Below are 10,933 nucleotides of genomic sequence, written 5' to 3'. Positions count from 1 at the left end.
GCCGCGCTGGGCGCCGGCGACGCGCGCGGTTACGTGCTGGGCGGGGCCGCGCTGCTGGGCGCGGGCGTCACCGCGTTCTACATGACGCGCGTGATGCTGATGACCTTCTTCGGCAAAAAGCGTTGGGGCCCAGGCATTCATCCCCACGAGGCCCCCGCCCTGATGACCTGGCCGATGATTCTGCTCGCCGTCGGCTCGGTGTTCTCGGGTGGGCTGCTGGCGTGGCGGGGCACCTTGGCGCGCTGGCTCGAGCCGGTCGTCGGGAAACACGAAGAGGTCACCCACGCCTTCCCGGTGTGGGTCAACACCGCCCTGGCGCTGGGCGTCGTCGCCATCGGGATCGCGGTGGCCTACCGGTTGTACGCCAAAGCGGAAATCCCCCGGGTGGCCCCGCTTTCCGTGTCGCCGGTCACGACGGCCGCGCGCAGGGACTTCTACGGCGACGCCTTCAACGAGGAGGTGTTCATGCGCCCCGGAGCCGAACTGACCCAGGCGCTCGTCGACGTCGACAACGCGGGCGTCGACGGCTCGGTGAACGCACTGGCCGCGCTGGTGGGCCGGACTTCGAATCGCCTGCGGGGGCTGCAAACCGGCTTCGCCCGCAACTACGCATTGTCGATGCTGACGGGCGCGGTCCTGGTGATCGCGCTGATCCTGGCGGTGAAACTGTGGTGAACAACCTTCCGTGGCTGAGCGTCCTGTGGCTGGTGCCGCTGGCCGGCTCGGTGCTCGTCATCCTCCTGCCGCCGGGGCTGCGCCGACTCGCCAAGTGGACGGGCCTGGTCTTCGGCGTCCTGACGCTGGCCGTCGCGATCGTCGTCACCCTGGGCTTCAAGTCCGGTGGCAGCACGTACCAATTCGTCGAAAGCCATTCCTGGATCCCGGCATTCGGTGCCACCTATTCCCTGGGCGTGGACGGCATCGCCGTGGTGCTGGTGCTGCTCACCGCGGTGCTGATCCCGGTGTTGCAGGTGGCCGGCTGGAACGACGGGGACGGTGACGACCCGTCACGAAGCGGCGGGCGCAGCCCCCGCGGCGTGCACGCCTACGTCGCTCTGACGCTGGCCATCGAGTCGATGGTGCTGATCTCCGTGGTCGCCCTCGACGTGCTGCTGTTCTACGTGTTCTTCGAGGCCATGCTCATCCCGATGTACTTCCTGATCGGAGGCTTCGGGAGCGGTCCGGGCAGGTCACGCGCGGCGGTGAAGTTCTTGCTGTACAACCTGTTCGGCGGGCTGATCATGCTGGCCGCGGTGATCGGGCTGTACGTGGTGACCGCGCAGCACGGTTCGGGCACCTTCGACTTCCGCGAGATCGTGGCCGGCGTCGCCTCCGGTCGCTACGGCGCCGACTCCGCGGTGTTCAAGGCGCTGTTCCTGGGCTTCATGTTCGCGTTCGCCATCAAGGCGCCGCTGTGGCCCTTCCACCGCTGGCTGCCGGATGCCGCGGTCGAGGCCACCCCCGCGACCGCGGTGCTGATGATGGCCGTGATGGACAAGGTCGGCACCTTCGGCATGCTGCGTTACTGCCTGCAGCTGTTCCCGGGCGCCTCAACGTATTTCCGCCCCCTCATCATCGTGCTGGCTGCCATCGGCGTCATCTACGGGGCGATCGTGGCCATCGGGCAGACGGACGTCATGCGCCTGATCGCCTACACCTCGATCTCCCACTTCGGGTTCATCATCCTGGGCATCTTCGTGATGACGAGCCAGGGGCAGAGCGGGTCGACGCTGTACATGCTCAACCACGGCCTGTCCACGGCGGCGGTGTTCCTGATCGCGGGATTCCTGATATCCCGGCACGGCAGCCGCAAGATCGCCGATTACGGCGGGGTGCAGAAGGTGGCGCCCGTCCTGGCGGGCACGTTCCTCGTCTCGGCCATGGCCACCCTGTCGCTGCCCGGCCTGGCACCGTTCATCAGTGAATTCCTGGTGCTGTTGGGCACATTCAACCGGTACTGGCTGGCCGCCGCGTTCGGTGTCACCGCGCTGGTGCTCTCCGCCATCTACATGCTGTGGCTCTACCAGCGCATGATGACGGGGCCGGTGGCCACTGGCAACGAGAAGATCGTCGACCTGCGGGCGCGCGAATTGGTCGTGGTTGCACCGTTGATCGCGCTGCTGTTCGTGCTCGGGGTCTACCCGAAGCCGGTGCTCGACATCATCAACCCCGCCGTCGAGAGCACCATGACCACGATCGGCCAGCACGACCCCGCGCCGAGCGTGCCGGCCGTCAACCGCGCACCCCGGACAGCCGAAGGACCGCGATGATGACCCTCCCCACCCCGAGCATCGAGTACTTCCTGCTGTGCCCGACACTGATCGTGTTCGGCGTCGCGGTGGTGGGAGTCCTCGCGGAAGCGTTCCTGCCCAGGCGGATCCGTTATGGCGCACAGGTGACCCTGGCCCTGGCCGGCCTGGTCGCGGCATTCCTCGCGACCGTGGAGGTGGCCGAGTCGATCCCGGCCTCCGGCCGCGCGACGGTGCTGGGCGCCATGGCCGTCGACCGAACCACCCTCTACCTGCAGGGCACGGTGCTGCTGGTCGCGGTGCTGGCGGTGATCTTCATCGCCGAACGCACGCAAGCCAAGGCGGAGAGCAAGGTTGCCGCGGGTGTGGGAGTCGCCCGCCCGGCCGGCCTCGACTCGTTCACCCCGCAGGCCTCCGCGATTCCCGGCAGCGACGCCGAGCGGGACGCGGAGCGGGCCGGGGCCGCGCAGACGGAGCTGTTCCCGCTGTTGATGCTGTCCGTCGGCGGCATGATGGTGTTCCCGGCGTCCAACGACCTGTTGACGATGTTTGTTGCCCTGGAAGTGCTTTCGCTGCCCCTTTACCTCATGTGCGGCCTGGCCCGGCATCGGCGCCTGCTGTCGCAAGAGGCGGCGATGAAGTACTTCCTGCTGGGCGCGTTCTCCTCGGCGTTCTTCCTCTACGGCGTGGCGCTGCTCTACGGCGCGACCGGCACGCTGCTGCTGACCGGCATCCGGGACGCGCTGGCGGCGCACGGAGACACCTCGATGGCGCTCGTGGGCGTTGCGCTGCTGGCGGTCGGCCTGCTGTTCAAAGTGGGTGCGGTGCCATTCCATTCGTGGATTCCGGACGTCTACCAGGGCGCGCCGACCCCCATCACCGGGTTCATGGCGGCGGCTACCAAGGTCTCGGCCTTCGGCGCGCTGCTGCGGGTGGTCTATGTCGCGCTGCCGCCGCTGCACGATCAGTGGCGGCCGGTGCTGTGGACCATCTCGATCCTCACCATGGCGGTGGGCACCATCACGGCGGTGAACCAGACCGACGTCAAGCGCATGCTGGCCTATTCGTCGGTCGCCCACGTCGGGTTCATCCTCACCGGCGTCATCGCCGACAACCAGGCGGGCCTCTCGTCCACACTGTTCTACCTCCTGGCCTACAGCTTTTCCACCGTCGGCGCGTTCGCCATCGTCGGCCTGATCCGCGACGCCGACGGCGTCGAGGACGCCACCCTGGCGCACTGGGCCGGGCTCGGCCAGCGCTCACCCATTGTGGGCGTGATGTTTTCGATGTTCCTGCTGGCCTTCGCCGGCATCCCGCTGACGAGCGGCTTCGTCAGCAAGCTCGCCGTGTTCAAGGCCGCAGCCCAGGGTGGCGCGGCGCCGCTGGTGATCGTCGGTGTCGTCGCCAGCGGCATCGCCGCCTACTTCTACGTGCGGGTGATCGTGTCGATGTTCTTCACCGAGGCGACCGACGACACCCCGCACGTGGTGGCGCCGGGCATTCTGAGCAAGGCGGCGATCGCGGTGTGCGCCGCGGTCACCGTGGCGTTGGGCATCTTCCCGCAGCCGCTGCTCGACCTGGCCGATCGGGCCGCCCAACTGCTGCACTGAGTTCAGCTCAGGAACGGGCGCACGGCCAGCACGTAGACCGCCAGCGCCGCCAGCGGTGCGGCCAATGGCAACCACGGCAATTGCAGGGGGAATGCCGTCGCGACCAACCCGGCGAACGTAAAACCCACCGCGCCAACCACGGTCGGCCAGCTGCCCAGCACCGCCCCGGCCGACGCGCCGGCCGCGTGGCGGCACACGAGATACGCGGCGGCGCACAGCCCGGACAGCGCGACGAACACCAGCGGCGGGTCGGACAGCGCGATGGTGGCCACCACCAGCAACACGGCGAGCGTTGTGGCAGGGCGATATACCGCTCCCCCGGCCACCGCGATCAGGGCCGCCACCCACGCGGCAACCGCCGGCCCGTGCGAGCCGTCGGCGGCCAGACCCACCATCAGCAGACCGAACGCGACGGAGAACACCGGGGCCCACAGGCGCGGCACCGTGCCCGCCTCGCCGCTAGGCACGGAGCCGTCCCCGCACCCGCCGGCGGCGGTCCGGGAGCACACCCATGGATTGCTCCAATCCGCCGTCCTGATGCCACAACACGATGTCGACGCCGACGGTGGCCATGTCGCGGTACATGGCGGAACGCTGCAGCGCCCACATCCGATTCACCAGCGGATCCTGCTCGCCCTCGAAAGGAGTGCTGTCGAGGATGTCGACGGCGATGACGACGTGGCCGCGCCTGCGCAGATCGATCAGCGCGAGCGCGAATTCGGTATCCAGCAACGTCGAGAAGGCGATGACGATCGCGCCGGCGGGGACGGCCGCGCGGGGCGCCAAAGTGCCCGTGGTGTTTTCGAATCTGTCGCCGGCGCCGAGCACCGTGTCGAGGACCCGATAGAACTGGCGCTGCCCGATGTCGGCGCCCAGCCACCGCGGGTGGTTGCCGCCCAGGGCGACGATCCCGGCGCGATCACCGTGCCGCAGGGCGGTCTGCACCACTTGCGCGGCGCCGCGCACGACGCGCTCGGTGGCGGCGGTCGCCGGGCCCGCCGGTTGCCGATACGTGTCGATCAGCACCACCACGTCGGCGGCGCGGTCGGTCAGGCGCTGCGTGACATGCAGCTGGCCGCGGCGCGCGCTCACCGGCCAGTTCACCGCGCGCAGTTGGTCTCCCGGCACGTAGGGGCGGATGTCGGCATATTCGACCCCCGGGCCGACGTGCCGGGTGAGGTGGGCACCGAGGCGGTCGAGCAGCTCGGTCTGCGGGATGGGCGTCGACTGGGGCGGCGTCAGCGGAAACACGATGACTTCCGCGGCGTCGACCAGGGCCGTGCCGGACAGCAGCCCGCCCCGGGCGACCGCGTCGACCCGGGCCCGGATGGAGTAGCGGCCCCAGCGTTGCGCCGCGGCCGCAACCGTTTTGGCTTCCCTGAAGTCGGCATCGAGAACGTCGAGCTGCATGCCCTCGACGGGTGGCACCGTCACCTCGACCGCGGAGGTTCCCAAAGCGTGGCCCTCCTCCGTCGCCCAAATGCGCAACCGCGCCCGGTCGTCTTCGAAGCACCGCTGCGAATCCGGGTTGCCGTGCACGCGGACCGTCGGTACGGGTCGTTGCCAGCTGATCGAGCACAGCACCCCGAGCAGCGGCGCGGCGAACGCGATCAGCTGCCACCGCGCGCCGATCACCGCAGCCGCCAGCGCCAACCCCGCGCAGGTCGCGATGGCGCGCGTCAATGGCGATGCGCGCCAGCGGAACTCGACCTCGCGGCCGGTCACGCCGCACTCATCCGGAGCCACCCTGGCCGCCGGTACGCGGCACCGGCAGACGGCGCAGCAACTCACCGACGACGTCGGCGCCCTGAATCTTTCGCACCCACATCTCCGGGCGCAGGGTGATTCGGTGCGCGACGGCCGGGACGGCGAGCGCCTTGACGTCCTCGGGGATGACATAGTCGCGGCCGAGCAAAAGCGCACGGGCGCGGGCGAGTTGGACCAAGTCGAGTTCGGCACGCGGGCTGGCGCCCACCGCCACCTGGGGATGATGCCGGGTGGCGTTGGCCAGCGAGACAACGTAGTGCAGCACGTCTTCGTGCACCGTCACCTGCTCGACCGATTCCCGCATCGCGAGCAGGTCGTGCGCGTCCACGACCTGGTTGACGGTCGGCTCGTTCGACCCGCGATCGAGGCGGCGGCGCAGCATCGCGGTCTCGTCGCGCTCGGAGAGGTAACGCAGTTCCAGGCGGATCGCGAACCGGTCGAGCTGCGCTTCGGGCAGCGGATAGGTGCCCTCGTACTCGATCGGGTTGTCGGTCGCGAGGACGATGAATGGCTTTGGCAGCTGGTGTGTTTCGCCGTCGATGCTCACCTGGCCTTCGGCCATCGCTTCCAGCAGCGCCGCCTGCGTCTTGGGCGGCGTGCGGTTGATCTCGTCGGCGAGCAACAGGTTGGTGAAGATGGGTCCGGGCCGGAAGGCGAAACGGCCCGATTGCATGTCGTAAATGGTCGAGCCCAGCAGGTCCGCCGGCAGCAGGTCCGGCGTGAACTGCACGCGGGTGAACTGCAGACCCAGCGCGGCGGCGAACGACCTGGCGATCAGCGTCTTGCCCAGGCCGGGCAGGTCCTCGATCAGGACGTGGCCCCGCGCGAGCACCGCGGTGAGGATGAGCGTGAGCGCGGAACGCTTACCCACCACCACACGCTCGATCTCGTCGAGCACCGCCTCGCAGTGCGCTGTGGTTGTTGCCGCCGGCAGCGTCATACCTGTTCCAACTTTCGCAGAATCTCTTCCAGCGCCCCACGGCCGGGACCGGGTCGCCGGTCGCCGGTCGGTGCGACGTTGTTCGGATTAACCCATTCCCACAGTTCGCTCCCGAAGAGCATCTGACCGCTCGCCTGATACGCCGCGGGGTCTTTGGATCGCCTTTCGCCCGTTGCCAATTCGTATCGGCGCGCGAGCATGGGACGCAGGTGCCTATCCCAGTCGACCCGGGTGGACTCCGACCAACGGATCGTCGTCTCGGTGTTGGCCAGCCAGCGGCGCAACGAATCGCCGAGGTCGTCGGACTCCGCTTCGCCCTCGTTATGCATGCCGCGGCCCAGCACGCGACGGACTGTAAGCAACACCAGGGCGAGGGCACCACCGGAGGCGGCCAACACCAACCGTCGATCCTGAAGCATGAGCGCGAGCAGCTCGATCCCGACGATCAGGCAGATGCCAAGGGCCAGAGTCTTTTTCATGCTGGACTCCGGGATCTCAGTTCGTCGAGGACCAACTGGAGAACGCGCACCGCCACGTCGCGGTGGCCCTCGTTCATGACGTGCGGGCTGAAGCGCGCCTCGGCGAACAGGCTCACCAGTTGGACGGCGTTGTCGGCGTGCAGTGCATGATGCTCGACCGCCCGGGCCAACACCTCGGTCGGGGTGTCGAAGTCCTGCGGGGCGGCGCCGGGCACATTGGCGAGCTCGCGCTCCATCGCCGCATAACAGGCGATGATCGCCTCGCGCGGCTCGCGGCTGAGATCGGCCATCTCGGCCAGCCCGCGTTCGGCCGCGCGCGCCAGCGATTCCGAGCGGGTCGGCGGCGCCGGCGATCCCACGAAGTCATCGGCGACGGTGACCGGTGTCACCGCGCGCCCCCGGCGCCGCGACATGACGACCGTTCCGGTGGCGATGATCAACATCATCGGAACGGTCGCGGCGAGCAGGATGCCGAACATGTCCCCGTTCGGTGGATGTGGCCGCCGCGGCTCCTGCGCGTTGGGCTGTTCGGCCGACGGGGCGCCGGTCGCCGGCGGGGGTGGCGCCTGGCCGGCGCCGTGGGAGGACAACAGGCGGGACCCGGCCAGCACGATCAACAGCCAGGCGACGATCACGGCCAGCCCGATGAGCAAGACGCGCCAGCTCGGCCTGCCCCTGCCGGTGCCGAGCATCTCGGACAGCTGGCCGGCCTGCGGGGCCGCCGCGCGCGGGTCCCGCAGCCGCGCGATGACCGCGATCGCCACCAGCGTGAGCGCGCCCCCGAGGATCGCCACCACGAATATCAGCGCCGCACCTCCGCCGGCGGCTTCGCCGCGCGGCCCGTGGTGGGCGGCCGGCAGATACCCGCGCAGAGCGGCCGAGACGACGAGCAGCAGCACGATCAGGGCGACGACCCGCCCCGTGGCCTTGTCCACACCAGGCATTGGCACACCACTCGACCGGTTGGCTTTGCCTCATCCTGGCACGTCAGAGCGGGGGTTATCCACAGTCCGTGATCCATCCACAGATCTCGGTTAGGCGGCGATCATTCGAATACATGTTCGATAGCGTGGGGGGATGAGTCTTCGGATGGGCGCCGAACAGGCACGGGAGCGAATTGGCGCCGCTCTCGACGCGATCGACGCCGCCCACGACGCGCTGCGGGTGGTGTCCTCGGATGTCGTCGGCAACGAATTCCGGCTCGAGGTGGCCGAACGGCTGGAGACCCAGGAGCGCACCAACCGGGGGCTGATGTACCGGTTCTTCGCCGAAATCGCCGACCCGCCCGACGGTGGCGGGTTCGTGCCGGCGGTCCGCGACAAGCTGTGGGCGCGGCTGCGCATCACGCCCAACGAGATCACCCGCCGGTTCCGGCTCGGGGCCCGAATCCGCCCGCGGCGCTCGCTGACCGGGCCGCCCGTGCCCCCGGAGCTCCCGGAACTGGCGGCCGCGGTGGCGGCGGGTGCGGTCGGCGAGGACCACATTCGCGCGATCTGCGCGGCCGTGGACGTGCTCCCCGCGCGCGTGTCGCCCCTGGATGTGGCGGACGCCGAGCACACGCTGGTGCGGCATGCGACCAAACTCGACGCCGGGATCGTCGCCAAGCTCGGCCGGCGGATCGCCGACCACCTCAATCCCGACGGCCTCTTCAACGACGAGGATCGGGCCCGCCGCCGCCGATTGCACCTGGGCCCGCAGGGGCCCGACGGCATGTCGCGGCTGTCCGGGCTGCTCGACCCCGAGGCCCGCGCCTATTTCGAAGCCGTCGAAGGGGCCGTGCGGCCCGGACGCCACCAACCGGACTCGGCCGCCAACGACCCGGATGTGCGCGATCGGCGCACACCGGCGCAACGCTGCCATGACGCGTTCAAATGGGGCCTCGAAACCGCCGTCGCCTCCGGCGAGCTCGGGACGCACCGCGGCCACCCGGTCACGGTGGTCGTCACGACCACGTTGGCCGAACTCGACCGCGCCGCACACGCGGTCGTCGACTCGTCGGTTCCGATGCCCGGGCCGGCCCGAACGGGCGGCGATTCGAGACTGCCGATGCCAGACCTGATCCGGATGGCAGCCAAGGGGATTCACTATCTGGCGGTGTTCGACCAGCACACCAGCCGGCCGCTCTACCTGGGCCGCCAGAAACGCCTCGCCACCGCCGACCAGAGGCTCGTCTGCTACGCCCGCGACCGCGGTTGCACGCGGCCCGACTGCCTCGAACCCGGCTACCGCTGCGAAGTACACCACTGCCCGGACTGGGCGGACGGCGGCCAAACCGACGCGGACAAATTGTTCTTCGCCTGCGGTTGCCACCACGCCGCGGCGAGCCGGGACGAATGGCGCACCGAGGTCACCGACGACGGGCGGCTCGGCTGGACGGAGGGCAACGGGCCACCAGAGGTGAACCACGCTCACCATCCGGACGAGCTCTTGCGCGGCGACCCCGACCCACCGGAGGGACCCGAGTCGGGCGACTGAGCTGCTCGCCAAGCGGGACCCCCGGTGAGACACTCAGCGGGTGCCGCCGCATCGCGATGTCGCAGCGTTCGACGAACGCGCCGCCGGCTACGACCGTGGCTGGCGCGGCCGGCTGCACCACGAAATCGCCGATCGCACCGCGCACCTGGCCGTCGCGACCGTCACCGCTCCGGAGTACGTGCTCGACGTCGGATGCGGAACGGGCTACCTGTTGCGACTGCTGGCCCGCCGCTACCCGAACGCCAAACACCTCAGCGGGATCGACGCCGCCCCGCAGATGGTCGCCGTCGCAAGGACTCTCGCCCGCGACCCGCGGTTGAGCTTCAACCGCGGGGTGGCCGAAGAGATCAACTATGCCGACCGCGTCTTCGATCTGGTCGTCAGCACCACGTCATTCGATCACTGGTCCGACCAGCTGGCCGGGCTGACGGAGTGCGCGCGGGTGCTGCGGCCCGGCGGGCGCCTGGTGCTCGTCGACCAGTTCTCGCTGTGGCTGCTGCCGACCCTCGCCATCGGCCGTCGCGGCAAGGCCCGGACCCGGCGCCGCGCCGAACGCCTGCTGCTGCAGGCCGGATTCCGGTCCCCGAAATGGCAGCGCCTGCACGCCGTGATCATCAACGCCGTCACGGCGACCAAGCCCGCCTAGTCGAGCTGGAAAGGCCGGAAGCTGCCGTCGAGCACCTGCAGATGGCCGATGGTGCGCCCCGTGACCTTCTCCGGATCGACCAACGCCAATTCAACTGCCGCCCGGGCGAATTCGTCCGCCGCGGCGGTCTCATCGAAGTCGCGGGCGTAGTAGGCCAGCCCGGGAGTGAGGATCGGTTTCGACGGCGACAGGGCGTTGACCGCGATGTGGTGATCGGCCAGATCGTAAGCCGCGCACTGGGTCAGGTGCTCGAGCGCCGCCTTGGACCCGCCGTACCCCGGCAGCACCCCGCCGCCGCGGTCCGGATAAGGCCCGTCGCCGGGGATCCTCGACGCGACCGAGGTGATGTTGATGATCGCCCCGCCACCCGCTTCGATCATGTCGGGGCAGACCAGCTGCATCAGTTCGTAGGCGGCGAAGACGGCGATCTCGAAATGCCTGCGGTACGCGGAAAGCGGGATGCTGACGAACCCGGGCCACCCGGGTTTGGCGGCGCCGCTCGCCGACTTGACGGACTTGGCGCGCTGTCCGGCGCCGGGCGTCGGCGGGCGTCCGGGAGCGGTGAAGGCCGCATTGTTGACCAGAATCGTGATGGGGCCCAATGCTTCTCGTGCGCTGGTGACCAACCGGGCGATGTCGTCCCGGTCGGTCAGGTCGGCGCGGACCGCGACGGCGCGCCCGCCCGCCGCCTCGATGTCGGCGACCGTCTCGCCGATGGTGCCGGGCAGCCGCTCGTCCCACACCTGCTCGGTGCGCCCGGCCACCGC

The 10,933-nt window shown here is 69.6% G+C and carries 10 protein-coding genes and 1 pseudogene; 5 read left to right on the top strand and 6 right to left on the bottom strand.

What is annotated here, in order from left to right; genetic code table 11:
- From A5701_RS24220 to nuoN, 3 genes and pseudogenes are all read left to right on the top strand, one after another.
- Positions 1-675 (top strand): annotated as a pseudogene (locus tag A5701_RS24220) (NADH-quinone oxidoreductase subunit L); the annotation flags it as partial.
- Positions 672-2,270, top strand: coding sequence for an NADH-quinone oxidoreductase subunit M (locus A5701_RS24215; RefSeq protein ID WP_197499068.1), 1,599 nt, complete (start codon positions 672-674; stop codon positions 2,268-2,270). The pseudogene A5701_RS24220 and the gene A5701_RS24215, both read left to right, overlap by 4 nt.
- Positions 2,270-3,859, top strand: a complete 1,590-nt coding sequence (gene nuoN / locus A5701_RS24210) for an NADH-quinone oxidoreductase subunit NuoN (protein WP_067760310.1) — start codon at positions 2,270-2,272, stop codon at positions 3,857-3,859. Before A5701_RS24215 ends, nuoN begins: the two co-directional genes overlap by 1 nt.
- A gap of 2 nt (positions 3,860-3,861) precedes the next feature.
- On the opposite strand, the gene A5701_RS24205 is transcribed toward nuoN, so the two are convergent.
- The 5 genes from A5701_RS24205 to A5701_RS24185 form a co-directional block, all read right to left on the bottom strand.
- Positions 3,862-4,254, bottom strand: a complete 393-nt coding sequence (locus tag A5701_RS24205; protein ID WP_231972878.1) for a hypothetical protein — start codon at positions 4,252-4,254, stop codon at positions 3,862-3,864.
- Between the two features lie 64 nt (positions 4,255-4,318).
- Positions 4,319-5,584, bottom strand: a complete 1,266-nt coding sequence (locus tag A5701_RS24200) for a DUF58 domain-containing protein (RefSeq protein ID WP_067760307.1) — start codon at positions 5,582-5,584, stop codon at positions 4,319-4,321.
- A gap of 7 nt (positions 5,585-5,591) precedes the next feature.
- Entirely contained in the window at positions 5,592-6,566 is a 975-nt protein-coding gene (locus tag A5701_RS24195) for a MoxR family ATPase (RefSeq protein WP_067760305.1), read from the bottom strand.
- The gene (locus A5701_RS24190; RefSeq protein WP_067760303.1) at positions 6,563-7,045 is read right to left on the bottom strand and encodes a hypothetical protein; all 483 of its coding nucleotides are present in this window, start codon (positions 7,043-7,045) and stop codon (positions 6,563-6,565) included. The genes A5701_RS24195 and A5701_RS24190 overlap by 4 nt, the downstream gene beginning before the upstream one ends.
- Positions 7,042-7,989: a DUF4129 domain-containing protein gene (locus A5701_RS24185; protein ID WP_067760301.1), complete on the bottom strand. Its 948-nt coding sequence runs from the start codon at positions 7,987-7,989 to the stop codon at positions 7,042-7,044. The genes A5701_RS24190 and A5701_RS24185 overlap by 4 nt, the downstream gene beginning before the upstream one ends.
- A 145-nt stretch (positions 7,990-8,134) precedes the next feature.
- On the opposite strand from A5701_RS24185, the gene A5701_RS24180 reads away from it, so the two are divergent.
- Both A5701_RS24180 and A5701_RS24175 read left to right on the top strand, forming a co-directional pair.
- A complete protein-coding gene (locus tag A5701_RS24180; RefSeq protein WP_369807446.1) occupies positions 8,135-9,520 on the top strand; it encodes a 13E12 repeat family protein in 1,386 nt (461 codons plus the stop codon).
- 40 nt (positions 9,521-9,560) lie between these two features.
- Complete coding sequence (locus tag A5701_RS24175) at positions 9,561-10,166, top strand: class I SAM-dependent methyltransferase (protein WP_067760297.1); 606 nt, start codon at positions 9,561-9,563, stop codon at positions 10,164-10,166.
- On the opposite strand, the gene A5701_RS24170 is transcribed toward A5701_RS24175, so the two are convergent.
- The coding region (locus A5701_RS24170) for an SDR family NAD(P)-dependent oxidoreductase (RefSeq protein WP_231972877.1) at positions 10,163-10,933 on the bottom strand (771 nt) is incomplete at its 5' end. The genes A5701_RS24175 and A5701_RS24170 overlap by 4 nt on opposite strands.

The sequence above is a fragment of the Mycobacterium sp. E3305 genome (assembly GCF_001666785.1).
In the GTDB taxonomy this organism is placed as follows: Bacteria; Actinomycetota; Actinomycetes; order Mycobacteriales; family Mycobacteriaceae; genus Mycobacterium.
This window is presented reverse-complemented; position numbering and strand designations above follow the sequence as displayed.